Annotated in this window: 21 protein-coding genes and 1 riboswitch; of the genes, 16 read left to right on the forward strand and 5 right to left on the reverse strand. The window is 62.4% G+C overall.

Annotation, left to right across the window (positions count from 1 at the left end; genetic code table 11):
- Positions 1–92 precede the first annotated feature (92 nt).
- From BLT09_RS15495 to BLT09_RS15505, 3 genes are all read left to right on the forward strand, one after another.
- On the forward strand, positions 93–1,355 hold the full coding sequence (locus BLT09_RS15495) for a M15 family metallopeptidase domain-containing protein (protein ID WP_091594380.1): 1,263 nt from the start codon (positions 93–95) through the stop codon (positions 1,353–1,355).
- A 1,093-nt stretch (positions 1,356–2,448) separates the two neighbouring features.
- Positions 2,449–3,861, forward strand: coding sequence for a magnesium transporter (gene mgtE, locus BLT09_RS15500; protein WP_023798879.1), 1,413 nt, complete (start codon positions 2,449–2,451; stop codon positions 3,859–3,861).
- Between the two features lie 136 nt (positions 3,862–3,997).
- The gene (locus BLT09_RS15505) at positions 3,998–4,384 is read left to right on the forward strand and encodes a MerR family transcriptional regulator (protein ID WP_023685221.1); all 387 of its coding nucleotides are present in this window, start codon (positions 3,998–4,000) and stop codon (positions 4,382–4,384) included.
- A 12-nt stretch (positions 4,385–4,396) separates the two neighbouring features.
- Here the strand turns inward: BLT09_RS15505 and BLT09_RS15510 are convergent, their stop codons facing one another.
- Both BLT09_RS15510 and BLT09_RS15515 read right to left on the reverse strand, forming a co-directional pair.
- Complete coding sequence (locus tag BLT09_RS15510; protein WP_091594381.1) at positions 4,397–4,903, reverse strand: methyltransferase family protein; 507 nt, start codon at positions 4,901–4,903, stop codon at positions 4,397–4,399.
- Complete coding sequence (locus BLT09_RS15515) at positions 4,900–5,892, reverse strand: heparan-alpha-glucosaminide N-acetyltransferase (RefSeq protein WP_091594383.1); 993 nt, start codon at positions 5,890–5,892, stop codon at positions 4,900–4,902. The genes BLT09_RS15510 and BLT09_RS15515 overlap by 4 nt, the downstream gene beginning before the upstream one ends.
- A 296-nt stretch (positions 5,893–6,188) precedes the next feature.
- A riboswitch (cobalamin riboswitch) is annotated at positions 6,189–6,398 on the forward strand.
- Positions 6,399–6,435: 37 nt separating this feature from the next.
- Between BLT09_RS15515 and BLT09_RS15520 the strand changes: the two genes are divergently transcribed.
- From BLT09_RS15520 to cobO, 4 genes are read left to right on the forward strand one after another with little or no spacing between them, the layout of a single operon-like run.
- Positions 6,436–6,615, forward strand: coding sequence for a CbtB domain-containing protein (locus BLT09_RS15520; protein ID WP_023798882.1), 180 nt, complete (start codon positions 6,436–6,438; stop codon positions 6,613–6,615).
- Between the two features lie 15 nt (positions 6,616–6,630).
- Positions 6,631–7,395 (forward strand): CbtA family protein, encoded by a 765-nt coding sequence (locus BLT09_RS15525; RefSeq protein ID WP_091594385.1) that lies wholly within the window; start codon positions 6,631–6,633, stop codon positions 7,393–7,395.
- A 22-nt stretch (positions 7,396–7,417) separates the two neighbouring features.
- Positions 7,418–7,915 carry a bifunctional adenosylcobinamide kinase/adenosylcobinamide-phosphate guanylyltransferase gene (cobU, locus tag BLT09_RS15530; RefSeq protein ID WP_091594522.1) on the forward strand — a complete coding sequence of 166 codons (498 nt, stop codon included), beginning with the start codon at positions 7,418–7,420 and terminating at the stop codon, positions 7,913–7,915.
- Between the two features lies 1 nt (position 7,916).
- Positions 7,917–8,531: a cob(I)yrinic acid a,c-diamide adenosyltransferase gene (gene cobO, locus BLT09_RS15535; RefSeq protein ID WP_091594387.1), complete on the forward strand. Its 615-nt coding sequence runs from the start codon at positions 7,917–7,919 to the stop codon at positions 8,529–8,531.
- Positions 8,532–8,738: 207 nt separating this feature from the next.
- Here cobO and cbiB read toward each other — a convergent pair whose 3' ends face one another.
- Positions 8,739–9,707: an adenosylcobinamide-phosphate synthase CbiB gene (gene cbiB, locus BLT09_RS15540; protein ID WP_091594389.1), complete on the reverse strand. Its 969-nt coding sequence runs from the start codon at positions 9,705–9,707 to the stop codon at positions 8,739–8,741.
- Between cbiB and cobD the strand changes: the two genes are divergently transcribed.
- Together cobD and BLT09_RS15550 are read left to right on the forward strand one after the other, a co-directional pair.
- Entirely contained in the window at positions 9,706–10,761 is a 1,056-nt protein-coding gene (gene cobD, locus BLT09_RS15545; protein ID WP_091594391.1) for a threonine-phosphate decarboxylase CobD, read from the forward strand. The two genes, cbiB and cobD, sit on opposite strands and share 2 nt — an antisense overlap.
- The gene (locus BLT09_RS15550) at positions 10,758–11,267 is read left to right on the forward strand and encodes a tyrosine phosphatase family protein (protein WP_091594393.1); all 510 of its coding nucleotides are present in this window, start codon (positions 10,758–10,760) and stop codon (positions 11,265–11,267) included. The genes cobD and BLT09_RS15550 overlap by 4 nt, the downstream gene beginning before the upstream one ends.
- 159 nt (positions 11,268–11,426) lie before the next feature.
- Here BLT09_RS15550 and BLT09_RS15555 read toward each other — a convergent pair whose 3' ends face one another.
- Positions 11,427–12,230, reverse strand: coding sequence for a creatininase family protein (locus BLT09_RS15555; protein WP_091594395.1), 804 nt, complete (start codon positions 12,228–12,230; stop codon positions 11,427–11,429).
- Between the two features lie 211 nt (positions 12,231–12,441).
- On the reverse strand, positions 12,442–12,825 hold the full coding sequence (locus BLT09_RS15560) for a RidA family protein (RefSeq protein WP_091594397.1): 384 nt from the start codon (positions 12,823–12,825) through the stop codon (positions 12,442–12,444).
- Positions 12,826–13,080: 255 nt separating this feature from the next.
- On the opposite strand from BLT09_RS15560, the gene BLT09_RS15565 reads away from it, so the two are divergent.
- The 7 genes from BLT09_RS15565 to BLT09_RS15600 all read left to right on the forward strand — a co-directional run bounded on the left by BLT09_RS15565 (position 13,081) and on the right by BLT09_RS15600 (position 19,916).
- Positions 13,081–14,085, forward strand: a complete 1,005-nt coding sequence (locus BLT09_RS15565) for an ABC transporter substrate-binding protein (RefSeq protein WP_023798892.1) — start codon at positions 13,081–13,083, stop codon at positions 14,083–14,085.
- 9 nt (positions 14,086–14,094) lie between these two features.
- A complete protein-coding gene (locus BLT09_RS15570) occupies positions 14,095–14,925 on the forward strand; it encodes an ABC transporter ATP-binding protein (protein ID WP_091594399.1) in 831 nt (276 codons plus the stop codon).
- Entirely contained in the window at positions 14,912–15,763 is an 852-nt protein-coding gene (locus BLT09_RS15575) for an ABC transporter permease (RefSeq protein WP_091594401.1), read from the forward strand. The genes BLT09_RS15570 and BLT09_RS15575 overlap by 14 nt, the downstream gene beginning before the upstream one ends.
- A 238-nt stretch (positions 15,764–16,001) precedes the next feature.
- Positions 16,002–17,303, forward strand: a complete 1,302-nt coding sequence (locus tag BLT09_RS15585) for a cytosine deaminase (protein WP_091594403.1) — start codon at positions 16,002–16,004, stop codon at positions 17,301–17,303.
- Positions 17,300–18,700, forward strand: a complete 1,401-nt coding sequence (locus BLT09_RS15590; protein WP_413468429.1) for an FAD-binding oxidoreductase — start codon at positions 17,300–17,302, stop codon at positions 18,698–18,700. Before BLT09_RS15585 ends, BLT09_RS15590 begins: the two co-directional genes overlap by 4 nt.
- A 47-nt stretch (positions 18,701–18,747) precedes the next feature.
- Positions 18,748–19,329, forward strand: a complete 582-nt coding sequence (locus BLT09_RS15595; protein WP_091594525.1) for an NAD(P)H-dependent oxidoreductase — start codon at positions 18,748–18,750, stop codon at positions 19,327–19,329.
- Positions 19,329–19,916, forward strand: a complete 588-nt coding sequence (locus BLT09_RS15600) for an NAD(P)H-dependent oxidoreductase (RefSeq protein ID WP_091594405.1) — start codon at positions 19,329–19,331, stop codon at positions 19,914–19,916. Before BLT09_RS15595 ends, BLT09_RS15600 begins: the two co-directional genes overlap by 1 nt.
- Positions 19,917–19,970 lie beyond the last annotated feature (54 nt).

Here is a 19,970-nt window from a genome sequence, read left to right on the forward strand (position 1 = left end):
CGGGGAGAGACGAACTCCGTCAACCATCGATTAGATGTAGACACCCCTCAAACATCTTCATCCAGTGAGGGAAAAATGGAAGGAGTGGCTTGATGTTTTGGGAACACGAAGAGGATCTGGTCGCATTTCTGTCTATGAAGGAGGCGGCTATTACTAAGTCGACCTCCCTTCTTTATGAATGGGGAAGAGAGATCGGCAAGCAGATGCAACTTAGGGGCGAACAACACGATTCCGGATTATTTGGTGAAGTCAAGCCGGCGATTTTCGATGTTCGGAGTGGAGGCAAGGCCGAAGTAACGGCAGGACTCTTTGGAGATTCCACTAGGTCGTTCTTTATTCACAGAGTTGAGCCGTCCGTTCAGTGCTCCGCGGCGCAAGACGCGGTAAACAAACAAGCGATCAGTTACTTTGACCAACAGGGACAGCGGCTGGTAGTTATACGAGATCATATGGCAGCGTACAATGACAAGACAACCGATATGTCTAACTATAAGGTTTTAGTTGACGATTACAACAGTCATGTAATTGATCCTGTTAGATATTACCGATGCGATCCCTCATTGGCGCCGCTTCAGATTGCGTACAATGCTTGGTGGGATGCGAGCGATCAAGCGTATGCTGCGACTCGATCAGGGTTTGCCACAGTGTATGGTAATGCACAGCGGGATTTGGCTGAACTTTCTCGGCTAAACTCGCTAGTGCGCGCGGCCCGCAACGGGTTTGAAACGACTTCCAACGGCGCGGGTGGTATTCGGGCCATCAATGCAGCGCATAGCAATTTTTTGAATGGATTGACGCGTGTACTCTCCTACAAGTTGGTGAGTGACGGTCCGTATGATGCCAAGTCGATATTTGATAACGCGAATGCCACAGCAACTGATGAAATTAGGTACTCTGCGATTACAGAACTAGACCGTCTGAGGAACGAGTACGTCGAACGAGCAATTCCAGTACCGGCACCAAGCGAATTTACCCAGACCAAGAGTTCCACTAAATTTTCATTTCAGCAGCTTAACACGGGAGATTATGCCTGGGCCGTGCTGAAGGATGTATTGTTACTGAATATCGATGCGATCGCAAATGATATGGAAGGTAAAGGGTATCCGGTACAACTAAATAGTGTCTATAGGAATCCGTTGCGTTCGTCTGGGCTGAGCCAGCATCAGTATGGATACGCCGTCGACATTCAAGTATTCGACTTTAACGGAAGTGGCGGAGCACGCGATGAAAAGGATTGGAAGTTACTCAAGGCTATTACTGATACTCATGGCCCCGCTTACACTGAACCCGTGAACGAGTCCGGTGTTGGACATATACACGTTGACTGGCGAGGCATGGGATCGGTGTTTGCTTGACTGCCTCTCAATGATCCCGGCGAATGTGAAAGAGCGTTGAACTATATGCCGATTTTCGAAGCGTTCTAAGCTGGAGTTTTCCACTTTGATCCTGTTCTCGGGAGAACAAGGATTCCGTGAAGAACCAGAAGTTTTCGGAGGCGCAGATTGGCCGTCCTTCTGCGGTAGGCTGAGGAAGGGGCGCTATGGTGGTGGCCCGTGTTCGAGGTCAAGCGTTTGTTCGTGTCTCGACTGCTCGCCGGCCTGAGCGTGAACCTGTCGCTGCCCGACCAACTCATATATGTACCCTACCTATTCCGAGTAGAGGGGGTGGGTCCAGAAGCCGACCTATACGCCCACTGGCATAACAGGATTTTTCGCAGCGGCGGCGGGAGTTGTCTAGCTGGCGCGGACAATCCGTCCGCGCGACATATAGCGGAGATTTGAGCACTCTCAAGACGGCGCTTACTGCAGGATCACCGGAGCCCTGCTCGCCGTTTTTTGCTCGCGAAGGGTTGCTGCATTCACAGATTGAGCGTTGTGCGACTCGAACTCGGCAAAAATCCGAAAGTTTTCGGGTGATCAGTTTTGGATTCAATCTTCAGGTATATGCAAGGACAACGGAATTTAGAGGCGTAGGAGGGGCCGCTGCAGGGCAGCGGAAGTTTCGGAGCGACGACAGACCGTGTTTAATTAGCCACAATGTTAGGATATTGACTCCGCCCGCAGGATCAACGCGTTGTGGACTGAGCAGGTGGCCGGCCCGCTCTTGCATGAGCGAGTGGGCGACCCTCGGGGGTTAGAAATCCGTGACAGTACTCGCAATGGCTTCGCAAGCATTGCCAAGCGCTTTTGCTCGTCGCGGTGGACGGCGATCTGCGCCTGACCCCCAAGCCGCCGATAGGGAGCCTCGGCGCGACGATGATGGGAGCCGGACAAGACGTTGTGCGATCGGTCGATGATTGCGCCCGCTGACATCGACTTCGAAATCTGACAGACGCTGTAGCAATTAAACGCTGCCCATGATCCTTTCTGGAAATCGATTCCGATTTTCATGGTCATGCGCTAGACCTAACACGCACCTTTTCCGAAATTCTGACGGCGGGAGGCGCTGGTGGAAGGCCAGGACGAACAGACGACCGGCGCCAGGACTGCTGAGGACAGCGCCGACATCTATGGGGAGGACGGCGCCATTCTGTCGTCGTTCCTTGCCCAGATCGGCGCCGCGATCGCCGATCGCGACACGCTGACGCTGAAGCGTGAAGTCGACGACCTGCACCAATCGGAACTCGGCGACCTGATCGAGGCGCTTCATCCGGAACAGCGCCGCGCGCTGGTCGAATTGTTGGGCGCCGACTTCGATTTTTCCGCGCTGACCGAGGTCGACGAGGCTATCCGCCGCGACATTGTCGACAGCCTGCCCAACGCGCAGATTGCCCAGGGTGTGCAGGACCTCGATTCCGACGACGCGGTCTACATTCTCGAGGATCTCGAAAAGGAAGACCAGGACGAGATCCTGTCGCAACTGCCGTTCACCGAGCGGATCAGGCTGCGCCGCTCGCTCGACTATCCCGAAGAGACCGCCGGTCGCCGCATGCAGACCGAGTTCGTCGCGGTGCCGCCATTCTGGACGATCGGCCAGACCATCGACTACATGCGCGAGGACAACAACCTTCCCGACCGCTTCAGCCAGATTTTCGTCATCGATCCGAGCTTCAAGCTGCTCGGCGCCATCGACCTCGACCAGATCCTGCGCACCAAGCGCTCGATCAAGGTCGAAGAGGTGATGCATGAGACCAGGCACGCCATTCCGGCGACGATGGACCAGGAGGAGGCGGCGCGCGAGTTCGAACAATACGACCTTCTCTCCGCTGCCGTCGTCGACGAGAACGAGCGGCTGGTCGGCGTGCTGACCATCGATGACGTGGTCGACGTAATCCAGCAGGAAGCCGAGGAGGATCTGCTGCGCATGGGTGGTGTCGGCGACGAAGAATTGTCGGACAGCATCCTTTCGACCTCGCGCTCGCGCGTTCCGTGGCTGCTCGTCAACCTTTTGACAGCGTTCCTGGCGGCCTCGGTGATCGGCCTGTTCGACCGCACGATCGAGCACATCGTGGCGCTGGCCGTGCTGATGCCGATCGTGGCAGGCATGGGCGGCAATGCCGGCTCGCAGACCATGACGGTCACGGTGCGGGCGCTGGCGACGCGGGACCTCGACATCTACAATGCCGGCCGCATCATCCGCCGCGAGATGGGGGTGGGCTTCATCAACGGCATCATCTTCGCCATCCTGATCGGCATCGTCGCCGCCGCCTGGTTCCGCGATCCCAACCTGGGCGGCATCATCGCCGCGGCGATGATCATCAACATGTTCGTGGCCGCACTGGCCGGCATCCTGATCCCGCTGCTGCTCGACCGGTTCAAGATCGACCCGGCCGTGGCTTCGGCGGTTTTCGTCACGACGGTCACCGACGTCGTCGGCTTCTTTGCCTTTCTCGGCCTCGCCACATGGTGGTTCGGCGTGTGAGCGACGCCTACTCAATTGACTTTTACGTAAATGCCATGCGAGATTTTGGAACAGCCTCCGGCCGATTCTGAAACGCGTGCGGATAGCGAGGCCGCATGGTTGGAACCCGCAGCGCGGCCGGGCATTTGGAGTGATGATGCGGGAATATTATTCGATAACCGAACTGACCCGCGAATTCGACGTTTCGACGCGGACGCTGCGCTTCTACGAGGACGAGGGGCTGGTGCAGCCGGTGCGGCGCGGCCGCACGCGGCTATTTCGCCCGTCGGACCGGCATCTGATCCGCCAGATCATGCGCGGCAAGAGGCTCGGCTTTTCGATCAACGAGATCCGCGAAATCATCCAGATGTACAAGGAGCCGCCCGGCGAGGTCGGTCAGCTCAACCTGATGATCAAGCGCATCGAGGAAAAGCGCGAGGATCTGCGCCAGAAGCGCCGCGACCTCGAAGAGACCCTGGCCGAACTCGACCAGGCCGAAGAGTCGTGCGTCGAGCGGCTGGTGGAACTCGGCGTCAACACCTGATCGGTTGCCGCCTCAAATCCAGCGCCGCACCCTTTTTGCGTAATCCCGGTATTTCTTGCCGAATTTCGTTGCCAGAACCTTTTCCTCGCCCTCGATCGCCATTTTCTGCGTTGCGAAGGCGGCGATGATCGCCAGCGGCAGGAACCACACGATCCCCGAGATAAGGGCGACGCCAATCATCAGCAGCGTGTTGGCCAGATAGATCGGATTGCGGCTGACGGCGAAGGGGCCCGATGTAACCAGATGGTCCGGCACGGCGTTCGGGTGGAGCGTCGTCTTTGCCCGGATCATGATGCGGATCGCCGTGAACCAGAGTGCGACGACGCCGAACAATGCCACCCAGCCGGCCGCGAACAGGATGTCGCCCAAAAGGCCGCCGATCCATGGCAGCGGATAAAGCAAGCCAAGCGCGATGCTGACGGCGATGGCCGCGACATAGATCAGCGGCGGCCACGGTATAAACCCCGGTTTTTGCTGTCCCGGTTTCTGTTGGCCCGGTTTCTGCTGATGGTCGGTCATTGTGCTCCTCCCTCCATCAAAGTGCCGTCGGCCTTGGCAGTGCAGGCGCCGGCGAGCTCGTCGAGATGCGCCTTCCATTCCGCAGCCTGGTCGTTGCGGTAGAGCCGATCAAGCGTGGCCTCGCCCTCGAGCGTATCGAGCATGCAGACACAATAGCTGCTGCAGAACTCCGTGTCGCGCGATTGCTCGCACGATGCCTGGCACTCTTTCAGGAAGGTGACCTGCCTGGTTTCGACCGCTGCCGGCATGAATTGCGAAATCAGCCAGACCGAGCCGATCAGCACCGGCTGGTGGATCAGATAGAAGGCGAGGCTGTGCCGGCCGATAAAGACCAGCGGATTAGTCCAGTGGCCGGGCGTCAGGCCCGCCAGCCGCGTCAGCACGCCGGAGGCGAAGGCGAGTTTTGCCGCCGCGATGCCGACAAGCACAGCGCCGAACCATGGAAACAGCGGGACATAATCGTTGGAGCGCGGGTTGGTTGCCGACAGGCCGACCCACCACAGGGCCGGATGATCGAAGATCTCGGACCTGAGGTAGAGCGGCGCGGTGATGACGAAAGCTGCGACAACCAGCGTCAGCAGCGCCGGCAGCCGCAGAAACGCCAGGCCGAGCAGGCTGGCGAGCGCGATCTCGTGCAGGATGCCGAAGAAGATGAAACTGTCGGGTGTGGCAAGCCTGGTGGCGGCCGATATGGCGAGCGCCGCCCCGCCGACCATGGCGAAGCGTTTCCAGAAGCCGTTCCAGCGGATTTGCTTGCCATGGGCAAGGAACAGGCTGACGCCGACCAGGAACAGGAAGGTCGAAGCGATGCAGCGCGCGTAGAATTTCCACCAGCCAAAGGCAGTCAGGCCGGGATCGGTGTAGCCGAAGAATTCGAGATCCCAGGTGAAATGGTAGCTCGCCATGGCAAGCAAAGCGATGCCGCGGGCGACGTCGATAGCGATGATGCGCCTGGATCGGTCCTGAACGGCCAGCGTAGGAATGGTCATGGTCTCGCAATTCTGATTCAGTGCTGCAAGACGACTATCATGGTTGCCCCGGACAAAAGAAGACAGGCGCCGCCCTTCCTTCTCCTTATGGGAGAAGGTGGATTGGCGCGCAGCGCCAAAACGGAAGAGGGGTGCTGGCCGGAGCGCTGTTGGTGCCAAGCTGGAACACCCCTCATCCGACCTCGCTTCGCGAGGCCACCTTCTCCCACAAGGGGAGAAGGAAGAGCCCACGAGAGACGGCGCATTCGAGCTGCTAGCTGGCGGAATTTGGTTTGCCGGGCGCGGCGATTCTGCCTATAGTCGCAGCCGTCGTCGGTTCCGTTTTGGAACCAAGAGGGAATGCGGTAGGGGCAAAATTCGCCCGATGCCGTGGCTGCCCCCGCAACTGTGTGCGGTAGTCCTCTCCATATGCCACTGAAGATTTTCTTCGGGAAGAGCTTCTTCGGGAAGGTGGGGAAGGGCGCTGATCCGCGAGCCAGGAGACCTGCCGGCGACAGGAGAACTGACTTCTATGCCCTCGGGTGGAGGGCGAAAGGACAAGACATGAATACCGCTTCCGTCTCGCTCGGCGCTTCCGTCTCCTCGCAGTCGCGCTTCGTGCAGTTGGCGCTTGCTGCATTTCTCGGCGTTTTCGTCATGGGTTTTGTCGGCTTCTCGCATATCGATGCGGTCCACAATGCCGCCCACGACTATCGCCATTCGATGGGCTTTCCCTGCCACTGACGAGGGGCTGACACCATGACACTGTTTCGCAACGTCGTGTTCATCGCGGCGATCGCAGGGCTTGTGGCCGGCGTCGTTCTCGCCTGCATGCAGGCCTACGCCACGGTGCCACTCATCCTTAAGGCGGAAGTCTACGAACAGGCCGGCGGTGGTCACACGCATGACCATGGTTTGTCGCCGGCCGCAGCAGGCAGTAATGCCATGAGCAGCGCCGTGCCGGCTGAAGCAGCCACCGCGGAAGACGAAGGCTGGGCTCCGGCCGATGGCTTCGAGCGCTTCGCTTTCACCGTCGTTGCCAACGTCGTCACCGGCATCGGCTTTGCGCTGATCCTGGTCGCCGCTTCGGAGCTCGCCGGCGGCATCGGCAATTGGCGTCAGGGCCTGTTCTGGGGCCTTGCCGGCTTTGCCGTGTTCACGCTGGCTCCGAACCTTGGCCTGCCGCCCGAACTGCCGGCGATGCCGCCGGCCGATCTCGCCCAGCGCCAGATCTGGTGGACGGCGACCGTGGTGGCGACCGCGGCCGGTCTTGGGCTGCTCGCCTTCCGCAAGTCATTGCCGCTGGCGGTGATTGCCGTGGCGTTGATCGTGGCGCCGCATATTGTCGGCGCGCCGCAGCCCGACAGTTTCGAATCGCCGATCCCGGAAGGCCTGCACCACCAGTTCGTGGTGGCGGTGACGCTGACCAATCTGGTGTTCTGGCTGGTGCTCGGCGCTGTCGTCGGCGTGGTGCGCGGCCGCTTGACCGGCGCCGCAACCGGCCTGCGCGACAGCCTTGCCTGATCGCGCTGCTCCAGGCAGCAAGCTGACCCTGGTCATCGGCGGTGCACGCTCGGGCAAGAGCGCGCATGCCGAAAGCCTGGTGAAGGCCTGTCCGGCGCCGTGGACCTACATCGCCACGGCGCAAGCCTATGACGACGAGATGCGCGAACGCATCGCGCTGCACCGGGCGCGGCGCGGCGGCGGCTGGACGACCATCGACGCGCCGCTCGATCTCGTCGGCGCGATCGGGGGGCTGCCTGACGGCCGGCCAGTCCTGATTGACTGCCTGACGCTGTGGCTGTCCAACCACATGCTGGCCGAACGCGACATTGAGGCCGAATGCCGAGGGCTTGCGGATGTGCTGTCGCGGCCGCGCGGGCCGTGGTTCGTGGTTTCCAACGAGGTCGGGCAGGGCATCGTGCCCGACAATGCGCTTGCCCGCCGGTTTCGCGATGCCGCCGGCCGGCTCAACCAGCAGGTCGCCGCCGTCGCCGGCACGGTGCTGCTGATGGTGGCGGGACTGCCGCTCAAGGTGAAGTGATATGACCGATATCGACGACAGGGACGAGCAACGCCACCGCGCCAAGATGGCCAAACGCAAGGCGGTGCAGGACGCCGAGGTCGCGGCCAAGACGGTCGAGAAGGGACTGCTGATCGTCAACACCGGGCCCGGCAAGGGCAAGACCACTGCCGCCTTCGGGCTGGCGCTGAGGATGCTCGGCTACGGCAGGCGCGTCGGCGTCGTCCAGTTCATCAAGGGCAAATGGCATACCGGCGAGAAGGACGCCTTTGCCGCTTTCGGCGACCGGGTCGTCTGGCACACGATGGGCGAGGGTTTTACCTGGGAAACGCAGGATCTGAAGCGCGACATCGCCGCCGCCGAGGCTGCCTGGGCCAAGGTGCTTGAGCTGATGGCCGATCCATCGATGAGCCTGCTGGTACTCGACGAGTTGAACATCGCGCTGCGCTACGACTATCTCGATCTCGACACGGTGGTGGCGGCGCTGAAGGGCCGCCGCGAAAACCTGCATATCCTCGTCACCGGCCGCAACGCCAAGCCGGCGCTGGTCGATGCCGCCGATCTGGTCACCGAGATGGGAGTTACGAAGCATCACTTTTCCGCCGGCGTGAAAGCGCAGCAAGGCATAGAGTTTTGAGGTTTCGTTCGCCTCTTCTTCCTTCTCCCTTGTGGGAGAAGGTGGATTGGCGCGTAGCGCCAAGACGGTTGAGGGGTGCTGGACGGAGCGCCGTCGGTACCAGCTGGAACACCCCTCATCCGGCCGCGGAGCCTGTCCTCGGGCTTGCCGGAGGCAAGACCCGTGGGCGGCCACCTTCTCCCACAAGGGGAGAAGGGGAGGCCACAGTCACGCAACGATGACGATCACCGACAGCAAGCCGAACAGTCCCATCAGCAGAAAGTCGGCAACCTGATAGAGTCTTAGCGCTCGTCTGATGTCCACGCTCTCGACATCGCGGCGGCCGCCTTCGCCCATGAACGCGTCGTCGACCATGACGCCGTCGTAGGAGCGCGGCCCGGCCAGCGCCAGGCCGAGCGCGCCGGCCATCGCCGCCTCAGGCCAGCCGGCATTGGGCGAGCGGTGCTTTTTCGCGTCGCGCCGCACGGTGCGCCAGGCGTTGCCGGCGTCAGAGTCTTTGACGAGGAAGGCGGCCAGCACGATAAGCAGTGCGGTCAGCCGCGACGCCGGCAGGTTGATCAGATCGTCGAAGCGCGCCGCCGCCCGGCCGAAAGCCTCATGGCGCGGCGTGCGGTGGCCGATCATCGAATCGGCGGTATTGGCGGCCTTGTAGGCGACGCCGCCGGCCAGCCCGCCGACGCCGATCCAGAAGACCGGCGCGACGACGCCGTCGGAAAAATTCTCGGCCAGGCTTTCGATCGCAGCGCGGCAGACACCGGCTCTGTCGAGCTTTTCCGGATCGCGGCCGACGATCTGCGAGACGGCAACACGACCGATGTCGAGTCCGCCATTGTCGAGTCCGTCGGCCACCGCCTCGACATGCTCGGCCAGGCTCTTCTGCGACAGCAGCGATGTCGCCAGGAGCGCGGTGAGGATCAATCCGGCTGGAATGCCCGCAAGCATGGTTTCCACCGCGAAAGCGATGGTGGCCGGCACCAGAACGATGATCAGCAGCGCATGAACACCGCGCCGGCGGCGCTGGGCGTCGGAATCAGCATCGCGGTTGAGCCTGCGGTCGAGAAAGGATATCAGCCTGCCGAACCAGGTGACGGGGTGGCCGATGGCGCCAAGCAGCCAGCTGGGATAGCCGACAGCGAATTCAACAAGCAGTGACAGGAAAGCGATCAGGATCGACATGAAGTCTCTTGATGGAGCGGCGGCAGTGGTGGATCACGGCGGAAGCCTTGGCCGGGCGAGGGCGCTTTTTCCGCATGCGCCACAGCCCTTCGTCGACCTCTCGACCGGTATCAATCCGCACTCCTATCCGTTTTTCGAGCTGCCCGCCACCGCCCTGTCGAGATTGCCGGAAGCTGCGCGGGTCCGTGATCTGGCCGATGTCGCGGCGAGCGCCTATGGCGCACCATCGGCGGCCAACGTGGTGGCAGCGCCGGGCACGCAGATCCTGTTGCCGCGCATCGCTTCGCTGGTCAGCCCCGGCAAGGCGCTGGTGCTCGGGCCGACCTATGCCGAGCATCAGCGGGCAGCGGCCATCGCCGGCCACGCGGCGATGGAGGTCGACGATTTCGATGCCCTGGCAGGAGCCGACCTTGCCATCGTCGTCAACCCCAACAATCCGGACGGACGTATCATCGAACGCAAGAAGCTGCTTGCGCTTGCCGAAAGTTTGCGCGCCAGAGGCGGGTTGCTGGTCGTCGACGAGGCGTTCATGGATGTCGGCCCGCTTGGCGAGAGCGTGGCCGGCGATGTCGACCGTGGCGGCATCGTCGTGCTGCGCTCCTTCGGCAAGTTTTTTGGTCTTGCCGGCCTGCGGCTCGGCTTTGCATTGGCCGACGCGCTGACGGTCGAACGGCTGGAGGCCCAGTTCGGGCCGTGGGCGGTTGCCGGTCCGGCGCTCGAATATGGCATCCGCGCGCTTGCCGACAGCGGCTGGCAGGCCGAGATGCGGCGCCGTCTGGCCAAGGATGCAGCGAGGCTCGATGCGCTGTTTGGCCGCTTCGGTGTCCCGGTCGACGGCGGCACCACGCTGTTCCGCTATATCAGGCTGAGCGACGCCGCCTGTCTGTTTTCGGTGCTCGGCGAGCGCGGCATCCTGCTTCGGCATTTTTCCGGCCGGCCGGAGGTGCTGCGCGCCGGGCTGCCGGGCGAGGGCGAGGAATGGCAGCGGCTCGAATCGGCTCTTGCCGACTGGTCGCAACAGCGCGACGATAACACCAGCGAGGTCCAGCAATGATCCATGTCTGTTCGCTTTCAAAAGTCGAGGAAACCGTCGCGAAGACCGGGGCCGAGCGGTTGCTTTCGCTGCTGGCCGCCGGCACCGAGGTGACGCGGCCGGCGTCGATCGCCCAGGAAAACCATCTGCATCTAGTTATGCACGATATCGCGGTGGCGCAGGAGGGCATGACCATGCCGGGCGAGGCGCATGTTCGCAACCTGCTCGATTTCGCGCGCCGATGGGATCGCGCAAGGCCGCTGGTCGTGCATTGCTATGCCGGTATCAGCCGGTCGACGGCCTCGGCCTACATCATCGCGGCGGCACTGGCGCCGCAGCGCTGCGAGGTCGAGTTGGCTGAGACGCTGCGTGCACTGTCGCCGACGGCGACACCCAATCCGCGGCTGATCGCGGTCGCCGACGCGCTGCTCGATCGCAACGGCCGCATGACCGGTGCGATCGAGGCGATCGGGCGCGGCGCCGAGGCCTTCGAGGGCACGCCTTTCGAGCTGAAGATCGACGGCTGATCCTAGTCTTGAGGAGAAGGGGCTGGCCGCAGCGCTGGCGCCTTTTTTTGCAATGCCGGCGATTGGCGAAAACATTGATGAGGGCGCCCCTCGCCCCGTTTACGGGGAGAGGATGCCAGCAGGCAGGTGAGGGGCGGCGCGGCGCTGGCGAAAAGCCTCCTAGGCCAGCCAATCTGCAAGCTTGGCCTTGCGCACGTCCTTCAACAGGCTGATGAAACCGTCGGCTTGATGGTTGGCGGTCAGCCGGCCCTTTTCGGCCGTTGCAATGCTGGCGTCGCCGACCACGCCGTTCGGGTTGAGATCGGTGGCGATCCAGGCGAAGGCGTGCGTTCCGGTGTGGCGTAGCAGCGAAAATTGCTTTTCGGCGCGGGCGACGTTGGACACGAAATTGTCGGCCTTTGCCATGTCGACGAGATCCGGCCGGAAATGCAGCATCAGCGAGGTCTCGACATCGCCGCCATGGATGCCGTGGCTATCCTCAAGCTCGGTGTACAAGCCGGCCGGCCGGCCAAAGCGCTGCCAGCTCGTCTTCACACCCAGCATCTTTGCCCGCACGCGCAATTCTCGCGTCATGATGCCCATGATCTCCTCGTTGCCGCCATGCGAGTTGACGACGATCAGCTTCCTTAACCCGGCCCGTGCGACCGACAGGCCAAGCTCGGTCCAGGCCTCGATCAAGGTCGCCGCCGGCAATGTAAGGGTTCCCGGCGCATGCAGGTGCTCGTTCGACTTGCCCACCGCCTGGACCGGCAAGATGCGGATGTCGAGATCGCCAGGCAGGCGCGCGATCACCGTTTCGAGCATGCCGTTCATGATCGAGGTGTCGGTCGAAACCGGCAGATGCGGCCCGTGCTGTTCGATCGCCGCCACCGGCAGAACGGCGATCGTCGCCTCCGGGTCGATGGTGGCGTATTCTGTGGTCCGGTAGTCGCCCCACCACACGCGTTTCGTTGCAACGGTCATTTTGAACCTCGAGCAAACTGGCGGCGTTGGCGCTGCCCCTCACCCGTACCCTCTCCCCGTATAGAGACGGGGAGAGGGGGTCGCCAGCGTTGGAGCGCTTCCCTTCTCCCCGTCACTATACGGGGAGAAGGTGCCGGCAGGCGGATGAGGGGCAGCACCAGCCTTTGTCGTGTAACTGGAGATCAACGGCCTGTCGATTCCAGCCGGCTCCTCACCCTGCTGCGACGACCTCGATCTCGACCTTGAATTCCGGCCGCGCGAAACCGGACACGATCATCAGCGTCGAAGCCGGCGCCGGGCTGGTGAACAGGCGATCGCGAACGTCCATATAGGGTTTCAGGTAGGCGCGATCGGTGACATAGGCGTTGATGCGCACGATGTCGGAAAGTCCAAGCCCGGCGTCGCCGAGAATCGCTGCGATGCTTTGAAAACAGAGCTCGGCCTGCGCGCCGGCATCCTCCGGGATCTTATCGTCCGGCGTGATGGCGACCTGGCCAGAACACAGCACCAGCCGCTTGCCGGGCGGCACCTCGACGCCATGGCTGTAGCGGGCAAAGGGCGGCTTGATCGACTTCGGCGTCAGGAATTTGAACATGAAAATCTCCAGTCTGCTGCCAGCGTAAAGCCGGATTGGGCGAGCCCTCAAGATGCAGTGCATACTATCAGGGCGATTGTGGACAGGCGTTCAAAAAATAGGCACGATGCCCCCGGTACGGCATGACCGGTCCGGCTTTCGCGCGCCACTGTTGCGCAAGGCGGGCGGTCCGGGCGATGGCATGTGTCTTGCTTCTTCGATCGATGGTGTCGAGCTCGGCGCGCGGCGCGCCAGAGCCAACTGAGGGTGGTGTGGATGGACGGAAAACTCAAGATTTCGGCTGGCGCGATCGTGCTGCTTGCCGCAAGCACGCTGAACGCGGCAGCAAACGAGAAGATCACCTTCGGCACCAACTGGCTCGCCCAGGCCGAGCATGGCGGCTATTATCAGGCGGTGGCTGATGGCACCTATGCCGCGTGCGGGCTCGACGTGACGATCATGCAAGGTGGCCCGCAGGTCAGTGGCCGGCCGCTGCTGCTTGCCGGCAAGATCGACTTCTACATGGGCGGCAACATGCTGCAGGCCTTCGACGCCGTACAGCAGGAGATTCCGCTTCGTGTCGTCGCCGCCTCGTTCCAGAAAGAGCCGCAGGTGATCATGAGCCATCCGGGTCAGGGGCTCGACAGGTGGGAGGATCTGAAGAACGCGGACCAATACATTATCGGCGACGAAGGTGCACAGAGCTACTTCCAGTGGATGATCACGGAGTTCGGCTTCGATCCGGCCAAGCGCGTGCCCTATACGTTCAACCCCGCACCTTTCATCGCCAATCCGAAGTCGATCCAGCAGGGTTACGTGACCTCGGAGCCCTTCGCCGTCGCCAAGGAAGGCGGCTTCCAGCCCAATCTGTTCCTGCTCGCCGACTACGGCTTCGACACCTATGCGACGACGATCGAGACCATGCAGGCGACGATCGACAAGCGGCCGGAGGTGGTTCAATGCTTCGTCGATGGCTCGGCCAAGGGCTGGTACAACTATCTCTACGGCGACAACGCTGCCGCCAACGCGGCGATCAAGAAGGACAACCCCGACATCAGCGACGAGCAGATCGCGTTCTCGATCGAGCAGATGAAGAAATTCGGCATCGTCGATTCCGGCGATACGGAAAAACTCGGCATCGGCGCGATGACCGACGCGCGCATCCAGAGCTTCTACGACAAGATGGTCAAGGCCAAGGTCGTGCCGGCCGACGTCGACATCAAAAAGTCCTACACACTGGCCTTCGTCAACAAGGGCGTCGGGATCGACCTGAAGAAATAGCACCCGGGCATGATGCAGGAGAAAGTGGCGCAAGCGCCGGCAAGCACATCGGGCAAAGGTCCGATGCTGCTGGCGCTGCGCGGCGTCGGCAAAGTCTTTTCCAACGGCGTGACAGCCCTCAGCGACGTCGACCTGACGATCCGGGAAGGCGACTTCCTCAGCCTTCTCGGCCCGTCCGGCTGTGGCAAGTCAACGGCCTTGCGCCTCATCGCCGGTCTTGCAACGCCGACCTCCGGCCTGCTCGACTGGCGCGGCAGCAGCGCTGCCGATCGCTCTGACATCGGCTTCGTCTTCCAGGAACCGACGCTGCTGCCGTGGGCCGACGTCTTCGACAATGTCTGGCTGCCGCTCAGGCTGAAGGGCGTGTCGCGGGCCAAGGCTGCGCCTGTCGTAATGGAGATGCTGGCGCGGGTTCATCTGACCGGCTTCGAGAAAGCCGTGCCGCGCGAATTGTCCGGCGGCATGAAGATGCGCGTCTCGATCGCCCGCGCCATGGTGACCAAGCCGCGCGTGCTTTTGATGGACGAGCCATTTGCGGCATTGGACGAGATCACCCGCTTCAAGCTCAACGACGATCTTCTGGAACTGTGGCAGGACGAGCGTTTTACCGTCGTCTTCGTCACCCACAGCGTCTTCGAAAGCGTTTTCCTCTCCAGCCGCGTCGTCGTCATGGCGGCGCGGCCGGGTAGGGTCTTCAAAGAACTCGCCATCGATGCGTCCTATCCGCGCAACGAAGTCTTCCGCACCTCGCCCGCCTATGCCGCGCTCTGCCGCCAGACGTCCGATGTGCTGATCGGCGCCATCAACTCAACCGCCGGACCGCATCATGACGGCCATTGATCATACTGCCGTAACCCTGGATCCAGAGGAGGCGCGTCGCGTGCGCCAGGAGCGGCTCGAGCGGATCGGCCGCTGGCTGCTGCCGCTGGCGATCATGGTCCTGGCGATCTGGCTGTGGGATCGCATCTGCGTCTGGAACGACATCCCGAAATATATCCTGCCGCGCCCCGGCGTGGTGCTGCAAACGCTGTTCGGCGATGCCGGGCTGCTGTTCTCCTCGCTGCTGGTGACGCTCAGGATCACCTTTCTCAGCCTGCTTCTGGCGGTCATCGGCGGTGTCGGGCTGGCGGTGCTGTTTACGCAATCGAAATGGGTGGAGATGTCGTTCTTCCCGTTTGCCATCGTGTTGCAGGTGACGCCGATCGTCGCGATCTTCCCGCTGATCAACATCTATGTCGACAACCAGACGACCAAGCTTCTGCTGTGTGCCTGGATTGTCGCCTTCTTCCCGATCCTGTCCAACACGACGCTCGGCCTCAACTCGGTCGACCGCAACCTGCGCGACATGTTCAAGCTCAACGGCGCGACCCGCTGGCAGCAATTGCGCTATCTCCGCCTGCCGGCGGCGATGCCGTATTTCCTCGGCGGGCTGAAGATCGCCGGCGGCCTGTCGCTAATCGGCGCGGTGGTGGCGGAGTTCGTCGCCGGGGCCCAGGGACAGTCGTCGGGGCTGGCTTCGCGCATCATCGAGGCCGGTTACCGGCTCAACGCACCGCGGCTGTTCGCGGCGCTGATCCTGATCTCGTTCACCGGCATTCTGATTTTCCTGGTGCTGTCGCTGATCTCGCACCTGATCCTGCGACGCTGGCACGAGAGTGCGCTGAAGCAGGAGCGATGATGGTGGGGCGTGTTCAAGGCAACTGCCTGGCGTCCTTTTCGGCGTTGGCGCTGCCCCTAATCGCCCTGCCGGGCCCTTCTCCCCGTATAGAGACGGGGAGAAGGGCGCCTCCTTCATCGACGGTTTCGCCAACCACCAGCGTTGCAGAACGAGCGCCAAGGCTGCCGTCAGCCCCCTTCTCCCCGTTCACGGGGAGAAGATGCCGGCAGGCAGATGAGGGGCAGCGATGACCTCAGAAATGATCCCCGAAACCGGCCAATTCGTACTTTCCAACGTCCGGCTTCATGCCTCCTTGACGCCGGGACTCTCCGCAGCCTTCGATGCAGACGGCTTTGCGCTCGCCGACATCACCGTCGCTGACGGTAAAATCTCCAGCATCATCGCGAATCGCCGGCCCAATACACCTGCAGGCGCCCTCGACCTCGGCGGCCGTATCGTCATGCCGTGCTTCGTCGACGGCCACACCCATATCGACAAAGGCCATATCTGGCCTCGAAAACCCAATCCGGACGGCACCTTCATGGGTGCGCTGAACGCCACTGGCGCCGACCGTGCTGCCCGCTGGAGCGCCGAGGACGTCGCTCGCCGCATGGATTTTTCGCTGCGCTGCGCCTACGCGCACGGCACAAGGGCTTTGCGCACCCATCTCGACAGCGTCGCACCGCAGGAGGAGATCTCCTGGCCGGTGTTCGAGACGGTACGGGAGAAATGGCGTGGCCGCATCGAGCTGCAGGCCGCCTGCCTGCTCGGCATCGAAGGCGTGCGCGACAAGAAATGGTTCGAAAGCCTGGCCAAACGCGTCGCCGCGGCCAATGGCGTGCTTGGCGTCGTCACCTATATGCTGCCGGACCTGGAAGAGCTTCTCGATCGGGTTTTCGCGCAGGCGATCAAGCATGGCCTCGACCTCGATTTCCATGCCGACGAGACCGACGACATCTCGGCGATCTCGCTGAAGAAGATCGCCGAGGCGGCGCTGTGGAACGGTTTTGAGGGAAACATCCTCGTCGGCCACTGCTGCTCGCTGGCACGCCAGCCCGATCTCGATGTGCTCGACACGCTGGACAAGATGGCGAAGGCGGGGCTCGCCGTGGTGTCGCTGCCGATGTGCAATCTCTATCTGCAGGATCGGCGCGGCGACAACACCACGCCGCGCTGGCGCGGCGTGACGCTGCTGCACGAGATGAAGGCGCGCGGCATTCCCGTCGCCGTCGCCTCCGACAACACCCGCGATCCGTTCTACGCCTATGGCGATCTCGACATGCTGGAGGTCTATCGCATGGCGACACGTATCCTGCATTTCGATCACCCGGTCGGCGACTGGCCGCAAGCGGTGACTTCGACGCCGGCCAGAGTGATGCGGCTCGACGGGTTCGGCACCCTTGCCGCAGGCGGTGGCGCCGACTTCGTCGTCTTCAGGGGGCGGAACTGGACGGAATTGCTGTCGCGGCCCGAATCGGATCGCATCGTGGTGCGGGACGGCCGCGCCATCGAGCGCCAATTGCCCGACTATGCCGAACTCGACGATCTGATGGTGCGATGATGGACCTGGCTGCGCTCAAACGCGATCTCGACGGTCTGAAGATCGACGACCATCCGGCGATCGTCCAGCAGAAGAGCCGCGATTTTTACTGGTACAGCCCGGTGCTGAAGCAACAGCTCGACCATGTGACCGGCGACCTGATCGTGACGCCAAAGACCGAGGACGAGGTGATCCGCGTGCTTGCCGCGTGCCACCGGCATGGCATTCCGGTGACGCCGCGCGGCAGCGGTACCGGCAATTACGGTCAGGCGATGCCCTTGTCCGGCGGCGTCGTGCTCAATCTCGCCGAGATGAACGCAATCAAGGCGATCGCGCCTGGTCGCGTCGTGACCGGTCCCGGTGCCGTCCTCGCCGACATCGACAGGGCGACGCGCGCCCATTCCGGCCAGGAGCTTCGGATGTCGCCGTCGACCTATAACACCGCTTCGATCGGCGGCTTCGTTGCCGGCGGCTCGGGCGGCATCGGCTCGATCCGCTGGGGCGGGCTGCGCGACCTCGGCAACGTCATCCGGCTCAGGACCGTGACGATGGAGGCGGAGCCTCGCATCATGGATCTTGCCGGCGAGGAGGTGCTGAAGGTGATGCATGCCTACGGCACCAACGGCATCATCACCGAGGTCGAGATGCCGTTGACCGCATCCTACGACTGGATCGACGTCATCGTCGGCTTCGACGATTTCATGGATGCGGCCGGCTTCGGCAACGATCTCGCCATTCAGGACGGCATCCTGGCGAAGCTGATCACGCCGATCGCCGCGCCGATCCCTTATGACTATTTCAAGCGGCACCAGAAATTCTTCCGGCGCGAGCAAAGCATCGTCGTCTGCATGATCGCCCCGCAGGCGATGGACGCCTTTGTCGCCCTCACGGCGCGCAGCAAGGGCGAGATCGTCTTCCGCGCCGACAAGGAGGCCGATCTCAAGGGCTTGCCGCCGGCCTATGAGCTGACCTGGAACCACACGACGCTGCGCGCCATCAGGGTCGACCCTGATATTACCTATCTGCAGACCCGCTATCCCTCGCCGGATCACCTCGCTTACGTCAAGGCGATGATCGACCGCTTCGGCGACGAGGTGCCGGTTCATCTCGAATTCATCCGCTTCGACGGCGCGATCGGCGTCGCTGGACTGCCGCTGGTCCGCTTCACCACGGCCGAGCGGCTCGACGAGATCATCCGCATCCATGAAGACAATGGCTGCTGGGTCTTCAATCCGCACCGCTACACGCTGGAAGAGGGCGGCATGAAGCAGACGGACGAGGTGCAGCTCGCCTTCAAGCGCGAGACCGATCCGCAAGGGCTGCTCAATCCCGGCAAGATGATCGCCTGGGAAAACCCGGACTACGACTATCGCTCGGGCAAGTCGTTCCTGTTCAAGGGATTGCAGAAGGCGGGGTGAACGATGACGAGCGTGTGGCGCTGTCGCGCCGACCTGCGAGGACTTCGGTGAACATCCTCGTGCTCTACGCCCACCCGGTCGAAACCAGCTTCAACGCCGGTCTGCACCGGACGATCGTCGAGCGGCTGACGGCCGCCGGCCACGCCGTCGACGATTGCGATCTCTATGCCGAGGATTTCGACCCGCGGCTGACACGGGCCGAGCGGCTCGGTTATCACGACGAGCGCGGCGCCGGTGATCCGGCAGCGCCCTATGTCGAGCGCCTGCTGCGGGCAGAGGCGCTGGTGCTGTCGTTTCCGGTGTGGAACTACGGCTATCCGGCGATCCTGAAAGGCTTTTTCGACCGCGTCTTCCTGCCCGGCGTGTCGTTCAAGCTGGTCAATGGCAAGGTGCAGCCTTCGCTGCACAACATCCGCAAGCTGGCGGCGGTCACCACCTATGGTGGCAGCCGGCTCCACGCCATGCTGATGGGCGACCCGCCGCGCAAGCTGGTCAAGCGTGTGTTGCGCGCGACGGTCAAGCCAGGCGCCTCGGTGTCGTATCTCGCGCATTATTCGATGAACCTGTCGACCGATGAAACGCGGAAGAGATTTACGGCGAAAGTCGCAGCCAGCATGGATGCCTTCTGATGCGGGTCCTGGTGGTTTATTGCCATCCGGTTCCGGAAAGCTTTTGCGCCGCGATCCGGGATAGTGCCATCGAGGTGCTGAAGGCGAGAGGCTGGGAGGTGCGGCTGCTCGACCTCTATGCGGAAAATTTCGATCCGGTCATGGGCTGCGACGAGCGACGCTTCTATAACGAGCACGCCCCGCAGGATCCAGCGCTCAAGCCGCATTTCGAAAATCTCAACTGGGCCCAGGCAATCCTCTTCATCTATCCGACATGGTGGTACGGGTTGCCGGCAATGCTGAAGGGCTGGCTCGACCGGGTCTGGGCGACCGACGTCGCCTTCCGACTGCCGGCCGGCAAGGGACGGATCCAGTCGCTGATGAGGCATGTGACGAAGATCGGGGTGATCACGACCTGCGGCGCACCGACCTGGTGGAGCGTCGTCGTCGGCCAGCCGGGACGCAAGACAATCCTGCGCGGCATGCGGGCGCTCTGCGCCACCCGCTGCAGGACGTTCTTTCTGGCGCACTATTTGATGGATGCGTCGACAGCGAAGACGAGGGCGGCGTTTCTGGAGAAAGTGCGAACGAAGCTGGAGCGGTTTTGAGCCAGCGGAGATCTCCTTCTCCCCCTGTGGGAGAAGGTGGATCGGCGCGCAGCG

The sequence above is a fragment of the Mesorhizobium muleiense genome (genome assembly GCF_900099905.1).
GTDB classification, from domain to species: domain Bacteria; phylum Pseudomonadota; class Alphaproteobacteria; order Rhizobiales; family Rhizobiaceae; genus Mesorhizobium; species Mesorhizobium muleiense.

Bases quoted from the DNA above. Each gene is read 5' to 3' on its own strand.
- BLT09_RS15495 (WP_091594380.1), top strand. From the start codon at position 93: ATGTTTTGGGAACACGAAGAGGATCTGGTCGCATTTCTGTCTATGAAG.
- BLT09_RS15505 (WP_023685221.1), top strand. From the start codon at position 3,998: ATGCGGGAATATTATTCGATAACCGAACTGACCCGCGAATTCGACGTT.
- BLT09_RS15510 (WP_091594381.1), bottom strand. From the start codon at position 4,903: ATGACCGACCATCAGCAGAAACCGGGCCAACAGAAACCGGGACAGCAA.
- BLT09_RS15515 (WP_091594383.1), bottom strand. From the start codon at position 5,892: ATGACCATTCCTACGCTGGCCGTTCAGGACCGATCCAGGCGCATCATC.
- BLT09_RS15520 (WP_023798882.1), top strand. From the start codon at position 6,436: ATGAATACCGCTTCCGTCTCGCTCGGCGCTTCCGTCTCCTCGCAGTCG.
- BLT09_RS15525 (WP_091594385.1), top strand. From the start codon at position 6,631: ATGACACTGTTTCGCAACGTCGTGTTCATCGCGGCGATCGCAGGGCTT.
- cobO (WP_091594387.1), top strand. From the start codon at position 7,917: ATGACCGATATCGACGACAGGGACGAGCAACGCCACCGCGCCAAGATG.
- cobD (WP_091594391.1), top strand. From the start codon at position 9,706: ATGAAGTCTCTTGATGGAGCGGCGGCAGTGGTGGATCACGGCGGAAGC.
- cbiB (WP_091594389.1), bottom strand. From the start codon at position 9,707: ATGTCGATCCTGATCGCTTTCCTGTCACTGCTTGTTGAATTCGCTGTC.
- BLT09_RS15550 (WP_091594393.1), top strand. From the start codon at position 10,758: ATGATCCATGTCTGTTCGCTTTCAAAAGTCGAGGAAACCGTCGCGAAG.
- BLT09_RS15555 (WP_091594395.1), bottom strand. From the start codon at position 12,230: ATGACCGTTGCAACGAAACGCGTGTGGTGGGGCGACTACCGGACCACA.
- BLT09_RS15560 (WP_091594397.1), bottom strand. From the start codon at position 12,825: ATGTTCAAATTCCTGACGCCGAAGTCGATCAAGCCGCCCTTTGCCCGC.
- BLT09_RS15565 (WP_023798892.1), top strand. From the start codon at position 13,081: ATGGACGGAAAACTCAAGATTTCGGCTGGCGCGATCGTGCTGCTTGCC.
- BLT09_RS15570 (WP_091594399.1), top strand. From the start codon at position 14,095: ATGATGCAGGAGAAAGTGGCGCAAGCGCCGGCAAGCACATCGGGCAAA.
- BLT09_RS15575 (WP_091594401.1), top strand. From the start codon at position 14,912: ATGACGGCCATTGATCATACTGCCGTAACCCTGGATCCAGAGGAGGCG.
- BLT09_RS15585 (WP_091594403.1), top strand. From the start codon at position 16,002: ATGATCCCCGAAACCGGCCAATTCGTACTTTCCAACGTCCGGCTTCAT.
- BLT09_RS15590 (WP_413468429.1), top strand. From the start codon at position 17,300: ATGATGGACCTGGCTGCGCTCAAACGCGATCTCGACGGTCTGAAGATC.
- BLT09_RS15600 (WP_091594405.1), top strand. From the start codon at position 19,329: ATGCGGGTCCTGGTGGTTTATTGCCATCCGGTTCCGGAAAGCTTTTGC.